Raw genomic sequence first — 20,032 nt, 5'->3', positions numbered from 1 at the left:
GACCCGGCCCTTCCCCGCTACGACGCCTCAGGCGACGTCACTTCTTGCGGCGCCGCCCGCCCTTGGCCTGCTTGCGACGCTCCGCGCGTGTGAGGCCGTCGGCCGCGGACCGCACCGGCTCCTCCTCGTTGAAGTCGCCCTCGATGGTGCCGCCCTCGCCGTCCACGGTCGGCGCGGTGAAGTGCAGGTTCCGCCGCTGCGGGGCCTCCAGGCCCTTGGCGCGGATCTCGGGGCGTGCCCCCGCCTGCGCGGGCACCGCGTCCTGCTTCTCCAGGGTCGGCTTGGCGTCCTCGACGGGCACCTCCTCGACCTGCTGCTCGACCTGGACCTCCAGGTTGAACAGGTAGCCGACGGACTCCTCCTTGATGCCCTCCATCATGGCGGTGAACATGTCGAAGCCCTCGCGCTGGTACTCGACCAGCGGGTCCTTCTGCGCCATCGCGCGCAGGCCGATGCCCTCCTGGAGGTAGTCCATCTCGTAGAGGTGCTCGCGCCACTTGCGGTCCAGGACCGACAGCACGACCCGGCGCTCCAGCTCACGCATGATCTCGGAGCCAAGCTGCGCCTCACGGGCCTGGTACTGCTCGTGGATGTCGTCCTTGATGGACTCGGCGATGAAGTCGGCGGTGAGTCCGGCCCGGTCGCCGGCCGCCTCCTCCAGCTCCTCGATGGTGACCTTCACCGGGTAGAGCTGCTTGAAGGCGCCCCACAGCCGGTCCAGGTCCCACTCCTCGGCGAAGCCCTCGGCGGTCTCCGCGGCGACGTAGGCGTCGATCGTGTCGTCCATGAAGTGCTGCACCTGCTCGTGCAGGTCCTCGCCCTCCAGGACGCGGCGCCGCTCGCCGTAGATGACCTCACGCTGCCGGTTGAGGACCTCGTCGTACTTCAGGACGTTCTTACGGGTCTCGAAGTTCTGCTGCTCGACCTGCGACTGGGCGGACGCGATCGCGCGCGTGACCATCTTGTTCTCGATCGGCACGTCATCCGGGACGTTCGCCATCGCCATCACGCGCTCGACCATCTGCGCCTTGAACAGCCGCATCAGGTCGTCGCCGAGGGAGAGGTAGAAGCGGGACTCGCCGGGGTCGCCCTGACGGCCTGAACGACCGCGCAGCTGGTTGTCGATACGACGCGACTCGTGCCGCTCGGTGCCCAGCACGTAGAGGCCACCGAGGCTCTTGACCTCCTCGAACTCCGCCTGCACCGCCTTCTCGGCCCGCTCCAGGGCGGCGGGAAGCGCGGCGGCCCACTCCTCGATGTGCTCCTCGGGGTCGAGGCCACGCTGGCGCAGCTCGGCCTCCGCGAGGTCGTCGGGGTTGCCGCCGAGCTTGATGTCCGTACCACGGCCGGCCATGTTCGTCGCCACGGTCACGGCGCCCTTGCGGCCGGCCTGGGCGACGATCTGCGCCTCACGGTCGTGCTGCTTGGCGTTGAGCACCTCATGCTGGATGCCGCGCTTGCTGAGCTGCTGCGAGAGGTACTCGGACTTCTCGACCGAGGTGGTGCCGACCAGGATCGGCTGGCCCTTCTCGTGCTTCTCGGCGATGTCGTCGACGACCGCGTCGAACTTCGCGACCTCGGTGCGGTAGATCAGGTCCGACTGGTCCTTGCGGATCATCGGCTTGTTGGTCGGGATCGGCACCACACCGAGCTTGTAGATCTGGTGGAACTCGGCGGCCTCGGTCATCGCCGTACCGGTCATGCCGGAGAGCTTGCTGTAGAGGCGGAAGAAGTTCTGCAGGGTGATCGTGGCGAGCGTCTGGTTCTCGTCCTTGATCGGCACCCCTTCCTTCGCCTCGATCGCCTGGTGCATGCCCTCGTTGTAGCGGCGGCCGGCGAGGATACGGCCGGTGTGCTCGTCGACAATCATGACCTCGCCGTCGATGACGACGTAGTCCTTGTCCTTCTTGAAGAGCTCCTTGGCCTTGATGGCGTTGTTCAGGTAGCCCACCAGCGGCGTGTTCACCGACTCGTAGAGGTTGTCGATGCCCAGCCAGTCCTCGACCTTGCTGACACCGGCCTCGTGGATGGCGACCGTGCGCTTCTTCTCGTCGACGTCGTAGTCGCCGGTCTCCTCGATGCCCTTGAGCGGCTGGCCGGCCTCACCGCGCTTGAGACGGGTGACGAGCTTGGCGAAGTCGCCGTACCACTTGGTGGCCTGGTCGGCCGGGCCCGAGATGATCAGCGGTGTACGGGCCTCGTCGATGAGAATGGAGTCGACCTCGTCGACGATGGCGAAGTTGTGCCCGCGCTGGACGAGCTCCTCCTTCGACCACGCCATGTTGTCGCGCAGGTAGTCGAAGCCGAACTCGTTGTTCGTGCCGTAGGTGATGTCGCACGCGTACTGCTCGCGGCGCTGGGCCGGCGTCATGTTGGCCAGGATGCAGCCGACGCTCAGGCCCAGGAACTTGTGGACGCGGCCCATCATCTCGGAGTCGCGCTCGGCCAGGTAGTCGTTGACCGTGATGAGGTGGACGCCGTCACCGGACAGGGCGTTCAGATACGCAGGCAGCGTGCCCACGAGGGTCTTGCCCTCACCGGTCTTCATCTCGGCGACGTAGCCGAGGTGGAGGGCGGCGCCACCCATCATCTGCACGTCGTAATGCCGCTGGCCGAGGACGCGCTTGGCGGCCTCGCGCACGGTGGCGAAGGCCTCGGGCAGCAGGTCGTCCAGGCTCTCACCGTCGGCGTAGCGCTGCTTGTACTCATCGGTGAGGGCCCGCAGCTCGGCGTCGGAGAGGTCGACGAAGTCCTCTTCGATGGAGTTGACCTGGTCCGCGATACGGTGCAGCTTGCGCAGGATCTTGCCTTCGCCTGCACGCATGATCTTCGAGAGGACGGACACGGGGCTTGGTCTCCTTGCCGGTCGGGCCTGGGACGGTCGGTTTTCCTTCGACGTACTGAGCAACGGCCATCGTATGCGAGGACCCGGCCGCGCCGGGAGGCCTGCCGGGCGACGACAGTCACTGCTGCACATCGACGTCGTATCCGACGTCAGACCTGCCTTCAATTCTGTCTTCACAGGAACAACGGCCGGGAGTCCCGGATAGTGCCGCGACCCGCCCACGAATTGCGCGAATCGTGATCACGTGGTCACACGCAGCGAAATGCATGGCATCGTCACGCCCTCCCGAGCAGAATCGGCCGATGGAGCCCGTCACCATCCCCACCGCCCGTCTCCTCCTGCGCACGGTCGGCCAGGACGACACGGACGCCGTCTACGCCGCCTGTCAGGATCCCATCATCCAGCGCTGGACCACGATCCCGTCGCCCTACCTCCATGAACATGCCCAGAGCTTCACGGAGCACCTGGTCCCCGACGGCTGGGCGACCGGCTCGATGTTCACCTTCGGCGTCTTCCTCAGCCAGGAAGAACTGGCAGGCATGCTCGGCATCACCATGCGTTCCCTCGGCGTGGGCGAGCTCGGCTTCTGGACGACCGAACGCCACCGCGGCAACGGCTACATGACCGAGGCCACCCTCGCCGCCGCCCGCTGGGCCTTCACCCACCAGTCGATCGACCGCCTGGAATGGCGCGCCGAAGTGGGCAACACCGCCTCCCGCGCGGTCGCCGAACGCACCGGCTTCACCATCGAGGGCACGCTGCGCGCCGCGCTCAACAACAACGGGGTACGACGGGACTGCTGGGTGGGTTCCCTCCTGCCATCGGACCTGGGGTTGCCGTCGACGGCGCCCTATCTGCCGCCCCGCTAGTCCAGGCGGCGCGCACCGCTCACCCAGCCACAGGGCCCCGGTTCACGAATCCCCAGCTCACCCCGCTTTGTCAGACCCACCGCCTATCGTTCGACGGCATGACGACCCCGCGCCCCACGGACCTCACCGCAGACGAAGCCCGCCGCATCGCCCTGCGCGCCCAGGGCCTCCTCGGCACCCCCAACCGCAAGGCCGGCGTCCGCGGCATACTCCGCCACCTCGGCGCAGTCCAACTCGACACCATCTCCGTCCTCGCCCGCTCCCACGAGCTCATCCCGTACGCCCGCCTCGGCGCCGTGGGCCGCAGAACCGTCGAGGACGCCTACTGGACGACTGCATCCATCGGCGCGCCCTCGGCACAACCCCACGCCTTCGAATACTGGTCCCACGCCGCCTGCATCCTCCCCATCGAGGAGTGGCCCCACTTCGCCTTCCGCCGCCGCGCCTACCGCAACCGCCCCCACTGGAACCACGAACTCCCGGACGGTGCCTACGACCAGGTCATCAAGCAACTCCGCGCGGAGGGCCCCCTCACGGCCACGCAGTTGGGCGGCGCGAAGCGCACCAGTGAGTGGTGGGACTGGTCCGGCGCCAAGGTCGCCGTCGAACGGGCCCTGATGTACGGCGAGGTGGTCTGCGTGGAGCGCCGCGGCTGGAAGCGGATCTACGACCTCGCCGACCGCGCGGTCCCCGACGACCTGCTGCACGACGAGCTCGACGACACCGAATGCCTGCGCCGCCTGGTCCGCCTCGCCGGCCAGTCCCTCGGTGTCGGCACCCGCGCGGACATCGCCGACTACCACCGTCTCAAGGGCGAGCAGGTCGACGCGGTGATCGCCGATTCGGGCCTGGTGCCGGTCACGGTCGAGGGCTGGGGAAAGCCTGCCTGGGCGGACCCGGCGGCCCTGGAGACACCCCCACGCGGCCGCCACCGCACCACGCTCCTGTCCCCCTTCGATTCGCTGATCTGGGAACGGGCGCGCACGGAGCGGATCTTCGGCTTCACCCACCGTCTGGAGGCCTACGTCCCCAAGCAGAAGCGGGTGTACGGCTACTTCGCGATGCCGGTGCTGGCCGGCGGCCGTCTCGTCGGCCGTGTGGACCCCGCCCGCGAGGGCCGCACCTTGGTGGCCAAGCAGGTCACGCTGGACGGCCCGAAGGCTGTTCCGGCGGTGGCCCAGGCCCTGATCGAGGCGGCGAGCTGGGTGGACTGCACAAACGTACGCGTGGAACGGGTGGACACCCCGGAACTGCACGCCCCTCTCACCGCGGAACTCGTCCGCGCGCTGGCCTGAAGCCCGGCCCGGTCACCGGATTTCGAGAATCTTCTCCCGCATCGCGTACACCACCGCTTCCATCCTGGAGTGCAGCTGCAGCTTCTCCAGGATGTTGCGCACATGGTTCTTCACGGTGTTCTCGGAGATGAACAGTTCCTTGGCGATGTCCCGGTTGTTCATGCCCGTGGCGACGAGCTTGAGCACTTCCAGCTCCCGGTCGGTGAGCCGCGGCGCGGGCACCAGTCGGCGTTCGTCCGTCCGCTGGATCATCGATTTGAACTCGGTGAGCAGTTTCGACGCCATGGACGGGCTGATCTGCGACTGTCCGTCGGCCACCGCGCGAATGGCCGTGGCCACCTCGTCGGTGGAGATCTCCTTGAGGAGATAACCCGTCGCGCCCGCCTTGATCGCGTCGTAGAGATCTGCTTCCTCATCGCTGATCGTCAGCATGATGATCTTGGCGCTGGGTGCCACCTCCTTGATGGAGGTGCACGCCTCGATTCCGCCCCGCTTCGGCATCCGTACGTCCATCAGGACGATGTCGGGCAGCAGATCGGCGGCCTTCTCCACCGCCTCGGCCCCGTCGCCCGCCTCCCCGACGACCTGGATGTCCTCCTCGGCCGCGAGCACGATCTCCAGGCCACGGCGGAACAGGGCATGGTCGTCCACGACCAGAACCCGGATCGGCTCCTTGCGTGGAGAGCCCGCGTCCGGGCCCATGCCGGCGACACCGTCGTCGGTGCCCCCGTCCTGCATTGGTCCGAAGCTGTCCGCCATCGTTCCTCCCCCTGAAGGCTGTGGCCCGTGGTCCTGTGCCATCGCCAACCCAAGGCAACGGCCCACCGGTTGGGCCGTTGCCGCCATGATTTCATGCCCGGACGACACTCCGGTGACCGAGCGGCGGACGAAGTGGTCGCGCACCGGTGCCCCTGGGGGCGCACCCGCACTCCAGGGGCACCGGATCAGCTGTCGTCCGGTTATGGTCAGCCGCCCAGCGGGCCGCCCGCTTCAGGTGCGGGCGCCTGGGTGACCATCGTGTCCGTTTCGAGGTGGATCACGCCGTAGTCGTACGCATGCCGCCGGTAGACGACGCTGGGTGCCTTGGTCTCGGAGTCGACGAACAGATAGAAGTCGTGCCCCACCAGCTCCATCTCGTAGAGAGCCTGGTCAAGGGTCATAGGGGCGGCGACGTGGGTCTTCTCGCGGACCACGAGGGGGCCTTCACCCTGCACCTCCAGCGAGCCGATCCTCTTGGTGGGTACCCCGCCCGGCTCCTCCGCCTGGAAGGCGCCGCCGGTGCCGTTGAGGGTGGCCACGCCCGGAACGTGGTCGGGGACCTCGGCTGCCGTGAGCCGGCGCACGCCCCGTCGCGTGTGACGCTTGTCGTGCTGCCTGCGCAGCCGGGCTTCCAGCTTCTCTGCCGCCATGTCGAGTGCCGCGTACGGATCGCTGGCCGCTGCCTCCGCCCGGATCACCGGACCACGGGAGCGGAGCGTGATCTCCACTCGGTCGCTGCGGTCCGCCTGTCGGGGGTTGGGCTCCTTGGACACCTCGACGTCGAGGCTGATCACCTTGCCATCGAGCTTCTGGATCTTGTCCAGCTTCAGCTTCTCGGCCACGTGCTTGCGGAACCGCTCGGGCACCTCGGTCTTGCGGCCCTTGACGACGATGTCCACGCAGAACTCCGTTCCCGGATCGCTCCGCTTCAGTGGCGGAGCATCTCCCTTGTGCACCCGGTCCCGGGGACCCCCGGAACCTCGGACTCGGTGACGTCCACCTCCTCCTCCCCCATGGGCAAGATCTCCACCCAGCCGGCCCGGGTGATTGCGGAATACCCGCGGCACGGCATTCAGATTTGCGAGGTGTGGCCTGCGGCTTTCCCTCACAACCGAACATATCTCGCCCGGACGGATGTCGTCACCCTCTACTGCCGCGTACCTCCGTTCAGGTGAATACACCCTCTCACTACCTGCAACGACGCAAGATCGCAGTCAGTTCCGGTTCATTTCGAAAGAATCCGGCGTCGCCGCGACCACAGCCGCGCAGATCACCTCGCCGGCACCGGTCGTCCCCGCCATTCCCGGGACGACACGGCCCAGGTCCGTACTCCCGTCCGTTGATCCCGTCATCCGTTCCCCTGTCCTTTCCCGATTGCCTCTCCCGTACACGGCCGTCTCCACATCTGCGCGTACCACGGACGCCGCACTTCCGTGAGTGACCGTCCCGTCCGCCACCGCCGCCCGCACGGCACGCGCAGCCTCCGCGAGGGAGGACCCGGTGGTCATCAAGTCGTCCACCAGCACCACCGGACCGCCGCCCAGCAGCCCTTCACCACCGGCCGCCACCTGGAGAGCACCGGCGAGGTTCTCCAGCCGCTGCCGGGAGGTGAGCTCGGACTGGTCAGCGACGGCTCGCCGTTGCCGCAGTACGGCGAGCACCCGTGTGGGTGTCCCCGTTTGCCGCAGCTCGGCAGCCGCCGCGAGCGCGATCCGGCGCGCCGGATCATGCCCTCGCTTCCGCACGGCTCCACGGCCGGACGGTACGGGAACGATCAACACCGTCCCATCGACAGCACCGCGCCGCATCCCGGCCGAGCCCGCCGCAACCCCCGCACACCCCGACGCCGCACCGCCCACCGCCGTCCGGCTCTCCCGCGCGTGCCGAAGCCCCGTCCGCACCGCCCCGGCCAGAGCGACGCCGAGCGGCCCGGCGAGGGTCAGCGCGCCCCGCTCCTTGTGGGCCAACAACACCGCCCGTACCTCGTCCGCGTACCGCGCGGCCGCGTACACCACCGGCAGCCCGGGCGGCTCCGGCGCCGGTCGCACCCGGCGCGGTGCGGCCCCACTCAGGGCGGCACGGCACTCCGGGCAGAGCACCGTGCGAGGCCTTCCGCAGCCTCCGCACTCGGCCGGCAGCACCAGGTCGCTGAGGTCCTGCCACCACCCCCGCATGCCCACCACTGTGCCAACGCCCGCGCCGAGCGGCCACCCCTGTGGACAACTGCCTGTGGATAACTCCCCGTCGCACCACCACCAGCAGAAACGGCCGTCTCCGCCGAGTCTCTCCTCGACGAAGACGGCCGCCCTTCAACGCGTCACAACACAGCCCTGACCGGCGCCATCACCAACACGGCGCAACAACCGCACCGCGCCGGGCGCCGATCCACCACCCCTGGCACCGGCTCAGCGCAGCGGCAAAGCCACACCCGGCCAGGAATCACCCCGGATAAACCGGCGCAGAGCCGTCCTTGACCACCGTCTGCCACTGCGTCCCGTCCGGCAGCCGTACGATCCCGTCCTCCGAGTACGCCACCAGCGGCAGCCGGTCGTCCTCGGCGGCGGCAATCGCCTTCACCCCGGTCAGAGCGTCGGGCGCCGGTCCCTCCGGCGTGGAGCCGTCGACCTGGACGTACTGCATCTGCTGCACGCCGCCCTCCTCGCGTCCGACCACCACGAGCCGGCCGTCACCGGCCCACGACATGGTGGTGACCTCCTCCAACGCCGGTGCGGCAGGCCGCAGTTCGAAAACAGAGACCCCGGGCTGTTCGCCGTCCTTCTCACCCGTCTCGTCCTTCGCCGCCCGCTCGATCCGCCCGACCAGCAGGGACTGCTTACCGTCGTTCTCCACGACCAGCGCGATCCGCACCCCGTCGGCCGCCACCCGCACGGACTTGATCCGCCCGTCCAGCCCCGGGACTTCCACCTCCACCGGCTCGCCCTTGCCTTCCTGAAGCATGAGCAAGCGCGGCTTCTCGGGGTTGCGGTCGGCCACCCACAGGTCGCCCCGCGCGTCCCAACTGGGCGCGGTCAGCCGGTCATCCTCCGTCCTGCCCGTACTGCGCACCACCGGCTCCCCGAGCGAACCGCCCGACACGAGCGAGCCGACGTACAGCTCCTTGCCATCGATGGCGACCCCGGCCGCGGTGTCCTCGTCGCGCGACACCGCCACCGACCGCAACGCCTGTGCACCCTCGCCCAGTTCGCCCGGCACCGGTTCGGCGTTCGAGCTCCTGCTGCCGCCCGGAATCCGTACCAGACGGTGCTCACCGTCGATGAAGTACAGGTACTCGGGACGCTCGGCCGAACCGCGCGCGGCGACGGCCGCTGCCCCGTCCTCGTCGAGCACGCACAACTGCGCTCCGTCGGCCTGCACTTCGATCTCGTCCACCGCGGGTGTGAGGCTCTGTAGCGTGAACAGCAACTGGGCTGCCATCTCGTTGCACTTGGCCAGCCCCACGCGGGTGGCCTTCCCGTTCAGAGGCACCGTCAGCTTGTTCTGGTCGTCGGGCGTCAGCGAGCCGGCGCCCTTCTCCAGGGCCGTACCGGTCGGGAAGCTCGACCGGACCACGGGCCCCAGCCAGGCCGTGGGCCCGTTGAGGAGCGAGCGCACGATGTACGTCATCGGATCCACGCGCCGGCGCACGTACACGGGATCGGCGACGGCGGCCGACTGTGAGGCCGCCCCGACCGCGGAGTTCGAGGCGAAGTAGTACTTGTTGACGGACATGTAGTTGCGCTGGAAGTCCGACTGCCCCATGACGACACCCGGCGGTAGCCCGTCGATGCGCCACTGTCCGTTCTTCTCATCCCGCGTGAGGTACACCTGCCTGCTGTAGGCACCCTCGGCCGGCGCATACGACTGCTCCGCGTCCACCAGAGCGACTTTGGTGCCGGTGAGTGTGAAGGAGACGTTGTCGCCGTCCTCCCGGCCTCCCGCAGGACCGGCCTCGGTGGCCGGCCCGTCCGCGAGCACCATCGTGGACAGCTCCGGCCGCCAGGTCTTCGCCGCCTGCGCGGTCAGATACTGCTTCGCCGTCGCATAGTGCGGATCGTCACTGGTCAGCGCCTCGAGGAAGCCCTGCACGATCTCGGAGGGCGGGGCGTCCTCCCGGGGCGGCATGGCGAAGACCCGCACCTGAGTGTCCTGGCGCGGGGTCGACTCGACGCCCCGCAGATCCCCGTTGTCCGGCATCGAGGCACATCCCGTCAGAAGTACGGCACCACAGGCGACGTACGCCACCGCGCGCGCCGACGTCCGCCGGGCGCCCCCCTCGCGGTCAGCGCCCACGAAATGCCTCCCCTTGATCGTTCGCCTCGTCCGGCCCTGCCTCCGTCGAACGGTTCAGGGCCGCGCTGCGTGCCGCCTCCACGGCGGGCTGGTCGTCCTGCCGTCGTGCGCCCCCCGCGGGCCGCGGCACCACCCGCGCGCCGTTGCCGGGCAGCGCCGTCGGATCGGCCGTGGGGGCAACGGCGGCCAGCCTGGGCGTGATCGGATCCCGCGGCGGCAGCGGTCCGCTGCCCGTTGTCTGTGCGGGCACCGTGGCGGTCTTCGCCCCGCCGCCGCGCGGCAGACCCGCGTCATTGAGTCCACGATTCCGGCGCGAGTCCTTGGGCTCCAGCGGTATCGGCGAGCCCCGCAGCGGCTCGTCCGCGGTCCGCGGCAGCGTCAGCCGGAACTGCGATCCACCGCCCGGCTCACCCCATGCCTGCAGCCAGCCGCCGTGCAGCCGCGCATCCTCCAGGGCGATCGACAGACCCAGGCCCGTACCACCCGTCGTACGCGCGCGTGCCGGGTCGGCACGCCAGAAGCGGTTGAAGACCCGGGTCGCCTCGCCGGGCTTGAGCCCGACGCCGTAGTCGCGCACCGCGACCGCCACCGCCCCGCCCGCCGCGGCGAGCTTGACGACGACGTCCTTGCCCTCGCCGTGCTCCACAGCATTCACGACGAGGTTGCGCAGCACCCGTTCCACTCGCCGGGCGTCGGCCTCGGCGACGACGGGCTGCTGATCGCCCACGATCCGGATCCGCGTGCCCTTGCGCTCGGCGAGCGGCTCGGCACCGCTGACGACCCGCCGTACGACCTCCCTGAGGTCGATCGCCTCGGCCTCCAGCGCCGCCGCGCCCGCGTCGAAGCGGCTGATCTCCAGCAGGTCAGACAGCAGCGACTCGAACCGGTCCAGCTGGTCGGCGAGCAACTCCGCCGACCGCGCGGTCACCGGGTCGAAGTCTTCCCGCGCTTCGTGGATGACATCGGCGGCCATCCGCACGGTCGTCAGCGGCGTTCGCAGCTCATGGGACACGTCCGACACGAACCGCCGCTGCATCCGCGATAGGTCCTCCAGCTGCTGGATCTTCAGCTGCAGGTTCTGCGCCATCTTGTTGAAGGCCTCGCCGAGACGTGCGATGTCGTCCTCGCCGGTGACCTTCATCCGCTCCTGCAGCCGCCCTGCGGACAGCCGCTCGGCGATACCGGCCGCCATCCGCACCGGCGTGACAACCTGGCGCACCACGAGCCAGGCGATCGCCCCGAGGAGTACGACGACGAAGACACCGGCCGTCGCGAGCGTCCCCTTGACCAGGCTTAGTGACTTCTCCTCCTGCGTGAGCGGGAAGAGGTAGTAGAGCTGGTACGGGTCACCGTTCGGGTCGTCGACCTCCTTGCCGATGACCAGCGCCGGCTGGGATTCCTTCTCACCGCTGTAGACGATGCGGGTGTAGCTCTGGGCGGCCGCCGTACTGCTGGTGACCCGCGCGCGCAGGGCCTCCGGCACGCTCTCATTGGGATCCACACCGCCGGAGGCACGCGGGCCACGCCCACCGCCGCTGTCGTCCCCGGCCGGAAGCGTCACCACGTCGAAGGCGCCCTGACCACCGCTGGAGAGCGAGGAGACGAGATCACTCATCCACTGGATCACGTTCTGGGAGGGCCGGCCGTCGACCTGGGCCGCCCCGTCACCGGTTCCGCTCGCCGCCTCGTCGGCCTTCTGCTTGGCCACCGCGAATCCGCCCGTGGCCTGGCTCTGCGACGCCTTCACCTTGGCGTCCAGCAGTCCGTTGCGCACCTGCCCGATGACGACGAAGCCGAGCAGCAGGACGACACCCAGCGACATCAGCAGCGTCGTGACGACGACCTTGAGCTGGATGTTGCGCCGCCACAACCGCATGACGGGCAGCAACGGCCGACGCACCCAGCGCATGAACAGACGCAGAACGGGGCTGCCCTGGACCCCGCCCTGCAGCAGCCCGCTCTCGAGAAAACGTCCCCAGCGGGAGCCCGCCGCCTTCCGGCCGACAGGCCGCCCCGCACCGCCCCCGGACCTGCCGGGCGCCGAAGCGGCACTGTCCCCGGACATGTCAGCTCGGCCCCGCCTTGTAACCGACACCACGCACGGTCACCACGATCTCCGGCCGCTCCGGGTCCTTCTCGACCTTGGAACGCAGCCGTTGCACATGGACGTTGACCAGCCGCGTGTCCGCCGCGTGCCGGTAGCCCCACACCTGCTCCAGGAGCACCTCACGCGTGAACACCTGCCACGGCTTACGGGCCAGCGCGACCAGCAGATCGAACTCCAGCGGTGTCAGCGCAATGGACTGCCCGTCCCGCTTCACGGAGTGTCCGGCCACGTCGATGACCAGGTCACCGATGGCGAGCTGCTCGGGAGCGGGCTCCTCGGACCTCCTGAGCCGCGCCCGGATCCGGGCGACGAGCTCCTTCGGCTTGAACGGCTTCACGATGTAGTCGTCGGCGCCCGACTCCAGGCCCACCACCACGTCGACGGTGTCGCTCTTGGCCGTGAGCATCACGATCGGCACCCCGGACTCCGCCCGGATCAGGCGACATACCTCGATGCCGTCCCGGCCGGGCAGCATCAGATCGAGCAGTACCAGATCGGGTTTGGTCTCCCGGAAAGCGGCCAGCGCCTTGTCGCCGTCGGCTACGAAAGACGGCTCAAAACCTTCACCACGCAGCACGATGCCGAGCATCTCGGCCAGTGCGGTGTCGTCGTCGACGACAAGGACTCGTCCCTTCATAAACGACATCATCCCATTCTCGTAACAGTGACCGGGCCGCTGGTGAGGGAGGTCACTGGCCCGTGACGATAGTCGTACGAGGTCGCTACTGTCTGCCCTCGCCCGTCGCCGTTGATCTCAGCGGGGGATCCCGGGCCGCGCCCCGTGCGCACAGCAATCGGCCCCGACCTCCCGCTCAGGGGCCATAAGGACGGTGCTCGTCAGCCGATCACGGCCTGGCGCGACCTGGCACACATCTCGGCCAGGGCCTCAGCGGTCACCGGCGACACGGCCCCTTCCTCGGTCACGATCGCTGTCACCAGCTCGGGTGGTGTGACGTCGAACGCCGGGTTGTACGCCTGCGTCCCCAGCGGCGCCACCGGCACCCCGCCGCCCGCTCCCGTCACCGGCACGTTGGGGGCCGCAACCTCGGTCACCTCGTATCCCGGCCGCTGCTCGACCTCGATGGACACCCCGTCCGGAGTGTCCGGATCCACCGTCGTCACCGGCGCCACCACGATGAACGGCACATGGTGGTACCGCGCGAGCACCGCCAGCGGATAGCTCCCGACCTTGTTCGCCACCGAACCGTCGGCCGCGATGCGGTCCGCCCCGATCAGCACCGCGTCCACCTCCCCGGCCGCGAACAACGAACCCGCGGCGTTGTCGGTGAGCAGGGTGTAGGCCATGCCGCTGCGCGCCGCCTCGTACGCCGTCAGACGGGTCCCCTGCAGCAAGGGACGCGTTTCGTCCACCCACAGCCGCCTGAGCTGTCCCTGCCGGTGTGCGGCGAGCGCCACCGCGAACGCCGTCCCCGAGCCGCCCGACACCAGTGACCCGGTGTTGCAGTGCGTGAGGATCCGGTGACCGCCGCCGGGCAGCAGCTCGTCCAGCAGCGCCAGCCCGTGCGCAGCCATCCGGGCACTGGCCTCCGCGTCCTCCCGGTGCAGCTGCCGCGCCGCCGCCAGCGCCGCCTCGGCGGCCGACCCGGCGCTCCCGCCCCGGTCGAGCGCCGCCAAGTATGCGGACCGGGCCCGGCGCACACCGACGGAGAGGTTCACCGCGGTGGGCCGGGCGCCCGCCAGCGCGTTTGCGGCCTCGTCCACGTCGAACCCGCGCGCGGCGGCGAGCGCGACGCCGTACGCGCCCGCGATGCCGAGCAATGGCGCTCCGCGCACAGCGAGCGAACGGATCGCCTCCACCAGCGCGGGTGCGTCCGTACAGACCAGCTCGACCTCTTCGGCCGGCAGCCTTGTCTGGTCGAGCAGGACCACGACCGGACCCTCGGGGGGCTCTTCCCAACGGATCGCCGGTATCCCGGTCGGCGGTTTGTCCTCGCCGGATTGCGCGTACTGATCAGCCATGCGGTCAGTCTGCCCGCAGTGCGGCGGACAATTGAAGGTGTGCAGCCCATACCGCGGCCGGTCCCTGGGCTACCACCCCATGGCACGATGTCTGCCAACCTGCCGCCGCGACAGCGGACGGGCACCGTGAAGGAGCGACGATGAAAGACACGCCGGGCTGGGCCTCGCCCGGATCCGCCCCGTCCGACGGGCAGGAACCCGGCACGTCCGGCCCTGCCGAGCAGCCCGAACAGCCGGCCTCGCAGCCGCAGGACCCCGGCTCGAAGTGGTCCAAGGAGCAGCCGCCACCCGCCCAGTGGTCCGCCCCGGGCGGCTCCCCGGGCCCGGGCCAGGCACCGCCGCCCCCACCGCCCGGTCCCGGCTGGGGCAGCCGGCCCCCCGGCGGACACGGCGGCGGCCACGGCAACTGGCAAAGCCCTGGAGGACACGGCGGCTGGGGCGGCCAGTGGGGCGGTCCCCCGCCCGCGGCCAAGCCCGGCGTGATCCCTCTGCGTCCGCTCGGCGTCGGCGAGATCCTCGACGGCGCCGTCTCCACGATGCGCACCTACTGGCGCACCGTGCTCGGCATCTCGCTGACGGTCGCGGTCGTCACGGAGATCGTCGTCATCCTGCTCCAGGGCCTCGTCCTGAACGACAGGACCAGCACGGAGGCCCTCAACGACCCGAGCGCCACCCTCGGCGAACTGACCCGCGCCCTGGGCGACGCGCTGCTCAGCTCCGGAGTCGTCTTCCTGATCTCCCTGATCGGCACCGTCGCGGCGACCGCGCTGCTCACCACCGTGACCAGCCGTGCGGTCCTCGGCAAGCCCGTGACCACAGCTGAGGCCTGGGGCGACGCCCGCCCGCGGGTGGTGAAACTGTTCGGCCTGATCTTCCTGTTGCTCCTCATCGCCGTTGGAGTCGCCTTCGTGGGTGCCGTCCCCGGCATCCTCGTGGCACTGGCGGGAGGGGGCGCCGCCGGCGCCGGACTCATCGTCCTGGGCAGCCTGTGCACCGGTGTCGTCGCCCTGTGGCTGATGATCCGCTTCTCCCTGGCCTCCGCGGCGCTGATGCTGGAGAAGCAGGGCATCATGAAGGCAATGAGCCGCTCTGCGAAGCTCGTGCGCGGCTCCTGGTGGCGGGTCTTCGGCATCCAGCTGCTCGCCACGATCATCGCGAACATCGTCGCTGCGATCGTCGTCATCCCCTTCGGGTTCCTCGCCGCAGCGCTCAGCGGTGACGGCGTCAGCGGCTTCCTGGAAGGCACCGGCGACTTCGGCTGGACGTTCCTGATCATCAGCGGGATCGGCTCGGTGATCGGTTCCATGATCACGTTCCCGATCACGGCAGGCGTGACCGTGCTCCTCTACATCGACCAGCGCATCCGCCGCGAGGCTCTCGACCTCGAACTCGCCCGCGCCGCCGGCGTCCAGGGCTACGGCTCCGGCACTGCCGACACCACGCCCGGGAGCTGATGCCGTGAGCCTGGCCGGGGACGTCCTCACAGCCGCGCCGGCCCTGTCGCGCGCCACCGACACGGCCGTACGTGCCTGGCTCCGCGCCGGCGACCATGCCGTGCGCCCGTCGCACCACGGCGGCAGCACGTCTGTGTCGGCCCTCGCCGGCTCGAGCGACGAACCGCCGCTGACGACCCCGCGGGACCCCGCGCGGGAGGCGGCCCGGCGCGAGCTGTCCAAGCGGCTGTACCACGAGGACGACCCCGGCCTCTTCCAACGGGCCCTCGACGCCTTCTGGGGCTGGGTCAACGACCTGTTGGGCGCCGCGTCCGCTGCCACACCCGGAGGCGCGCTCGGCCTCGTCGTCATTATCATCGCCGTCGTCGCCGTCCTGGCCGCCCTGTGGTGGCGCCTGGGCACCCCGCGCCGCCAACCGACCTCTTCCGCCATCCTGTTCGACGACCGTCCCCGCAGTGCAGCCGAACACCGCGCGGCCGCCGAGGCCCACGCTGCCCAGCACCACTGGAACCGAGCCCTCCAGGAACGCATGCGGGCCATCGTCCGCTCTCTGGAGGAACGCGCCCTCCTCGACGCCCGCCCCGGCCGCACCGCCGACGAGGCGGCCGCGGAAGCAGGCCGCGCCCTGCCCTCCCACACGGACCGACTGCGCGCCGCCGCCCGGGACTTCGACGACGTGACATACGGCGGACGCGCGGCGACCGAGCAGTCGTACCGCCGCATCGCCGAACTCGACCGCGACCTGGAACGCACCAAACCACAGCTCACCAGCACCAGCGCCCACAGCGCCGACCACACCACCCGCCAGGGAGCCGCCGGATGACCGCCGAGGCCACGCTCCCGTCCACCTCGACCTCGCCCACCCCCCGCCAGGTGTGGACCCGCACGCGAGGCGTCGCACTCGCCCTCGTCCTCCTTCTGGCGGCCGCCGTCGCGATCGCCCTCATCCGCTCCGACACCCACCGCGGCAGCCTCGACCCGCGCTCCGCAGACCCCGAGGGCAGCCGCGCCATCGCCGAACTCCTCGCCGAACGCGGCGTGTCCACCCGCGTGGTCACCACCCTGGACGCGGCACGCGCCGCAGCCGCCCCGGACACCACCCTCCTGGTCGCGGTCCCCGATCTGCTGACGGACCGTCAACAAACCGTGCTGCGTTCCACGATCGCCGAATCCGGTGGACGTACCGTCCTCGTTGCCGCCGGCAGCTCCTCCGTCGAGCAGCTCGCCCCTGGCGTCACCGCGGACCCCGCCACCAGCCTCGAGTCGACACTCGCCCCCAACTGTGACTTCCCCGCCGCGCAGCGCGCCGGCACCGCCGACACGGGCGGCCTGCGCTACACCACCACCCACCTCGATGCCGACCAGTGCTACCCCAGCGAACGCCTGGCCACCCTGATCCGCGTCCCGGACGCATCCGGGGACGGAGACACCGTCGTCCTCGGCGCGCCCGACATCCTCTTCAACGACCGCCTCGACGAGCAGGGCAACGCTTCGCTCGCCCTCCAACTCCTCGGCTCGCGCCCCCATCTGGTCTGGTACCTCCCCTCGCTTTCCGACACCTCGGCCACCGACCAGGACGACGACCAAACCCTTTTCGACCTCCTCCCCTCGGGCTGGCTCTGGGGCACCCTGCAGCTCTTCATCGCCGCAGCCCTCGCCGCCCTGTGGCGAGCACGCCGACTCGGCCCTCTGGTGCCCGAAAAACTCCCCGTGGCGATCCGCGCTTCCGAAACCGTCGAAGGCCGCGCCCGTCTCTACCGCAAGGCCAACGCCCACGACCGCGCGGCCGCCGCTCTCCGCTCCACCACCCGCACCCGCCTCGCTCCCCTCGTAGGCGTCCCCGTCGCCCAGGCGCACGCGCCCGAAGCCCTGCTCCCCGCCCTGTCCGCCCACCTCCACAGCGACGGCCAGTCCCTGCACACCCTTCTCTTCGGCCCGCCGCCCAGCGACGACGCGGCCCTCATCGCCCTCGCCGACCAACTCGACGCCCTCGAAAGAGAGGTACGCCGTCCATGATGGACCCGACCACTGACAACGCCGGGCAGACCGGGGACCCGGGCAACGCCCGAGCCGCCCTGGAGGCCCTGCGCGCCGAGATCGCCAAGGCTGTGGTCGGCCAGGACCCCGCCGTGACCGGCCTCGTCGTCGCACTCCTCTGCCGCGGACACGTTCTACTGGAAGGAGTCCCCGGAGTCGCCAAAACGTTGCTCGTCCGCACCCTCGCCTCGGCACTCGAACTCGACACCAAGCGCGTCCAGTTCACCCCCGACCTCATGCCCAGCGACGTGACCGGTTCCCTGATCTACGACACCCGCACCGCCGAGTTCTCCTTCCAGCCCGGCCCGGTCTTCACCAACCTCCTCCTCGCCGACGAGATCAACCGCACCCCGCCCAAGACCCAGTCGTCCCTCCTCGAAGCCATGGAGGAACGCCAGGTCACGGTCGACGGCATCCCACGCCCCCTCCCCGAGCCGTTCCTGGTCGCCGCGACCCAGAACCCCGTCGAGTACGAGGGCACGTACCCACTCCCCGAAGCCCAGCTGGACCGCTTCCTCCTCAAGCTCACCATCCCCCTCCCCTCCCGCCAGGACGAGATCGACGTCCTCACCCGCCACGCCGAGGGCTTCAACCCTCGCGACCTGCGCGCAGCCGGCGTACGCCCTGTAGCGGGCCCAGCCGTCCTGGAGGCCGCCCGCGCGGCAGTCGCCAAGACCACGGTGTCCCCGGAGATCACGGCCTATGTGGTCGACATCTGCCGAGCCACCCGCGACTCGCCGTCACTCACCCTCGGCGTCTCCCCCCGCGGAGCCACCGCCCTGCTCGCCACCTCCCGCGCGTGGGCCTGGCTGACCGGCCGCGACTACGTCATCCCGGACGATGTGAAAGCCCTGGCCCTTCCCACGCTCCGCCACCGCGTCCAACTCCGCCCGGAAGCCGAGATGGAAGGCGTGACAGCCGACTCCGTCATCAACGCCGTCCTCGCCCACGTCCCCGTACCCCGCTGATGGCACTCACCGGACGCGCCGCCCTCCTCGCGGCCCTCGGCTCCCTCCCCGTCGGCCTGTGGGAACCCAGCTGGACGGGCATTCTCGCCGTGAACGCACCCTTGGCGATCGCTTGCGCCTGCGACTTCGCCCTCGCAGCACCCGTACGACGCCTGCGCCTGACCCGCTCCGGCGACACCTCGGTACGCCTGGGCGAAACAGCCGACGTCACTCTCACGGTCAGCAACCCGTCCCGCCGGCCACTCCGTGCCGACCTCCGCGACGCCTGGCCCCCCAGCAGCTGGCCCCCTGGCACCGAGGTGACAGCCTCCCGCCACCAACTGACGGTCCCCGCCGGCGAACGCCGCCGCGTCACGACCCGCCTACGCCCCACCCGCCGCGGCGACCGCCAAGCCGACCGAGTGACCATCCGCTCATACGGCCCCCTGCGCCTGTTCACCCGCCAGGGCATTCACAAAGTCCCCTGGACGGTACGCGTCCTGCCCCCCTTCACCAGCCGCAAGCACCTCCCCTCCAAACTCGCCCGCCTACGCGAACTCGACGGCCGCACGAGCGTGCTGCAGCGCGGCGAGGGCACGGAATTCGACAGCCTTCGCGAATACATCCCCGGCGACGACACCCGCTCGATCGACTGGCGCGCCACAGCCCGCCAGTCCACGGTCGCCGTACGCACCTGGCGCCCCGAGCGCGACCGCCACATCCTCCTCGTCCTCGACACCGGCCGCACCTCCGCCGGCCGCGTAGGCGACGCCCCACGGCTCGACGCCTCGATGGACGCGGCCCTGCTCCTGGCGGCCCTCGCGTCCCGTGCCGGCGACCGCGTCGATCTGCTCGCATACGACCGACGAGTGCGCGCCCTCGTCCAGGGCCGCACAGCAGGCGACGTCCTCCCTTCCCTGGTCAACGCCATGGCGACCCTCGAGCCCGAGCTGATCGAAACGGACGCCCGGGGCCTCACGGCCACAGCACTCCGGACAGCCCCTCGCCGCTCCCTGATCGTGCTGCTCACCACCCTCGACGCGGCCCCCGTCGAGGAAGGCCTGCTGCCCGTCCTCCCTCGACTCACCCAGCGCCACACAGTCCTGGTGGCATCAGTGGCAGATCCACATATCGCCCGCATGGCAACGTCTCGCGGCGACGCCGAATCCGTCTACGACGCCGCAGCCGCTGCCCAGGCCCAATCCGAACGCCATCGCACCACCGAACAACTCCGCCGACATGGCGTTACGGTCGTCGACGCGATCCCCGACGAATTGGCCCCGGCCCTGGCCGATGCGTATCTGTCCCTGAAGACGGCAGGGCGGCTGTGAGGGAAACGCAGAAAACCCCCGTGAACGCAGAAAACCCCCGTGCCGGACGGCACGGGGGTTTTCTCAATGATTGTTCGGCGGTGTCCTACTCTCCCACAGGGTCCCCCCTGCAGTACCA

Annotated in this window: 15 protein-coding genes; 7 read left to right on the top strand and 8 right to left on the bottom strand. The window is 70.1% G+C overall.

Going from position 1 to position 20,032, the window contains the following annotated elements; genetic code table 11:
• Positions 1-37: 37 nt before the first annotated feature.
• Positions 38-2,845: a preprotein translocase subunit SecA gene (gene secA / locus ACFVJQ_RS23315; protein ID WP_385512725.1), complete on the bottom strand. Its 2,808-nt coding sequence runs from the start codon at positions 2,843-2,845 to the stop codon at positions 38-40.
• Between the two features lie 302 nt (positions 2,846-3,147).
• Here secA and ACFVJQ_RS23310 point away from each other — a divergent pair, with 302 nt between their 5' ends.
• Together ACFVJQ_RS23310 and ACFVJQ_RS23305 are read left to right on the top strand one after the other, a co-directional pair.
• Positions 3,148-3,714, top strand: a complete 567-nt coding sequence (locus ACFVJQ_RS23310) for a GNAT family N-acetyltransferase (RefSeq protein WP_385786434.1) — start codon at positions 3,148-3,150, stop codon at positions 3,712-3,714.
• Between the two features lie 98 nt (positions 3,715-3,812).
• Positions 3,813-5,009: a winged helix-turn-helix domain-containing protein gene (locus ACFVJQ_RS23305; RefSeq protein WP_385786431.1), complete on the top strand. Its 1,197-nt coding sequence runs from the start codon at positions 3,813-3,815 to the stop codon at positions 5,007-5,009.
• 12 nt (positions 5,010-5,021) lie between these two features.
• Here the strand turns inward: ACFVJQ_RS23305 and ACFVJQ_RS23300 are convergent, their stop codons facing one another.
• The 7 genes from ACFVJQ_RS23300 to mtnA form a co-directional block, all read right to left on the bottom strand.
• Positions 5,022-5,768, bottom strand: a complete 747-nt coding sequence (locus ACFVJQ_RS23300; protein ID WP_385786428.1) for a response regulator — start codon at positions 5,766-5,768, stop codon at positions 5,022-5,024.
• 206 nt (positions 5,769-5,974) lie between these two features.
• Positions 5,975-6,667: a ribosome hibernation-promoting factor, HPF/YfiA family gene (gene hpf / locus ACFVJQ_RS23295; RefSeq protein ID WP_385512721.1), complete on the bottom strand. Its 693-nt coding sequence runs from the start codon at positions 6,665-6,667 to the stop codon at positions 5,975-5,977.
• A gap of 315 nt (positions 6,668-6,982) precedes the next feature.
• Entirely contained in the window at positions 6,983-7,942 is a 960-nt protein-coding gene (locus tag ACFVJQ_RS23290; RefSeq protein ID WP_385786425.1) for a ComF family protein, read from the bottom strand.
• A 265-nt stretch (positions 7,943-8,207) separates the two neighbouring features.
• The gene (locus ACFVJQ_RS23285; RefSeq protein ID WP_385786422.1) at positions 8,208-10,058 is read right to left on the bottom strand and encodes an LpqB family beta-propeller domain-containing protein; all 1,851 of its coding nucleotides are present in this window, start codon (positions 10,056-10,058) and stop codon (positions 8,208-8,210) included.
• Positions 10,048-12,123, bottom strand: a complete 2,076-nt coding sequence (mtrB, locus tag ACFVJQ_RS23280; RefSeq protein WP_385512718.1) for an MtrAB system histidine kinase MtrB — start codon at positions 12,121-12,123, stop codon at positions 10,048-10,050. The genes ACFVJQ_RS23285 and mtrB overlap by 11 nt, the downstream gene beginning before the upstream one ends.
• Position 12,124: 1 nt before the next feature.
• Complete coding sequence (gene mtrA, locus ACFVJQ_RS23275; protein WP_015659998.1) at positions 12,125-12,814, bottom strand: two-component system response regulator MtrA; 690 nt, start codon at positions 12,812-12,814, stop codon at positions 12,125-12,127.
• Between the two features lie 188 nt (positions 12,815-13,002).
• The gene (gene mtnA, locus ACFVJQ_RS23270) at positions 13,003-14,145 is read right to left on the bottom strand and encodes an S-methyl-5-thioribose-1-phosphate isomerase (protein WP_385512717.1); all 1,143 of its coding nucleotides are present in this window, start codon (positions 14,143-14,145) and stop codon (positions 13,003-13,005) included.
• A gap of 140 nt (positions 14,146-14,285) precedes the next feature.
• Here mtnA and ACFVJQ_RS23265 point away from each other — a divergent pair, with 140 nt between their 5' ends.
• The 5 genes from ACFVJQ_RS23265 to ACFVJQ_RS23245 are packed head-to-tail and all read left to right on the top strand — an operon-like array spanning position 14,286 to position 19,914.
• On the top strand, positions 14,286-15,599 hold the full coding sequence (locus ACFVJQ_RS23265) for a hypothetical protein (protein ID WP_385786417.1): 1,314 nt from the start codon (positions 14,286-14,288) through the stop codon (positions 15,597-15,599).
• Between the two features lie 4 nt (positions 15,600-15,603).
• Positions 15,604-16,422 carry a DUF4129 domain-containing protein gene (locus tag ACFVJQ_RS23260; RefSeq protein WP_385512715.1) on the top strand — a complete coding sequence of 273 codons (819 nt, stop codon included), beginning with the start codon at positions 15,604-15,606 and terminating at the stop codon, positions 16,420-16,422.
• Positions 16,419-17,615 (top strand): DUF4350 domain-containing protein, encoded by a 1,197-nt coding sequence (locus ACFVJQ_RS23255; RefSeq protein ID WP_385512714.1) that lies wholly within the window; start codon positions 16,419-16,421, stop codon positions 17,613-17,615. Before ACFVJQ_RS23260 ends, ACFVJQ_RS23255 begins: the two co-directional genes overlap by 4 nt.
• Positions 17,615-18,604 carry an AAA family ATPase gene (locus tag ACFVJQ_RS23250; protein WP_385512827.1) on the top strand — a complete coding sequence of 330 codons (990 nt, stop codon included), beginning with the start codon at positions 17,615-17,617 and terminating at the stop codon, positions 18,602-18,604. The genes ACFVJQ_RS23255 and ACFVJQ_RS23250 overlap by 1 nt, the downstream gene beginning before the upstream one ends.
• Positions 18,604-19,914: a DUF58 domain-containing protein gene (locus ACFVJQ_RS23245; protein ID WP_385512713.1), complete on the top strand. Its 1,311-nt coding sequence runs from the start codon at positions 18,604-18,606 to the stop codon at positions 19,912-19,914. The genes ACFVJQ_RS23250 and ACFVJQ_RS23245 overlap by 1 nt, the downstream gene beginning before the upstream one ends.
• Positions 19,915-20,032: the final 118 nt, after the last annotated feature.

The organism is Streptomyces sp. NPDC127197 (genome assembly GCF_042672405.1).
Lineage (GTDB): Bacteria > Actinomycetota > Actinomycetes > Streptomycetales > Streptomycetaceae > Streptomyces > Streptomyces flavusporus.
The sequence above is the reverse complement of the archived record's forward strand: the minus strand, read 5'-3'. Positions and strand labels throughout refer to the sequence as shown.

Bases quoted from the DNA above. Each gene is read 5' to 3' on its own strand.
- ACFVJQ_RS23245 (WP_385512713.1), top strand. From the start codon at position 18,604: ATGGCACTCACCGGACGCGCCGCCCTCCTCGCGGCCCTCGGCTCCCTC.
- ACFVJQ_RS23290 (WP_385786425.1), bottom strand. From the start codon at position 7,942: ATGCGGGGGTGGTGGCAGGACCTCAGCGACCTGGTGCTGCCGGCCGAG.
- ACFVJQ_RS23305 (WP_385786431.1), top strand. From the start codon at position 3,813: ATGACGACCCCGCGCCCCACGGACCTCACCGCAGACGAAGCCCGCCGC.
- ACFVJQ_RS23300 (WP_385786428.1), bottom strand. From the start codon at position 5,768: ATGGCGGACAGCTTCGGACCAATGCAGGACGGGGGCACCGACGACGGT.
- mtrA (WP_015659998.1), bottom strand. From the start codon at position 12,814: ATGATGTCGTTTATGAAGGGACGAGTCCTTGTCGTCGACGACGACACC.
- ACFVJQ_RS23265 (WP_385786417.1), top strand. From the start codon at position 14,286: ATGAAAGACACGCCGGGCTGGGCCTCGCCCGGATCCGCCCCGTCCGAC.
- ACFVJQ_RS23310 (WP_385786434.1), top strand. From the start codon at position 3,148: ATGGAGCCCGTCACCATCCCCACCGCCCGTCTCCTCCTGCGCACGGTC.
- ACFVJQ_RS23250 (WP_385512827.1), top strand. From the start codon at position 17,615: ATGGACCCGACCACTGACAACGCCGGGCAGACCGGGGACCCGGGCAAC.
- mtrB (WP_385512718.1), bottom strand. From the start codon at position 12,123: ATGTCCGGGGACAGTGCCGCTTCGGCGCCCGGCAGGTCCGGGGGCGGT.
- ACFVJQ_RS23255 (WP_385512714.1), top strand. From the start codon at position 16,419: ATGACCGCCGAGGCCACGCTCCCGTCCACCTCGACCTCGCCCACCCCC.
- mtnA (WP_385512717.1), bottom strand. From the start codon at position 14,145: ATGGCTGATCAGTACGCGCAATCCGGCGAGGACAAACCGCCGACCGGG.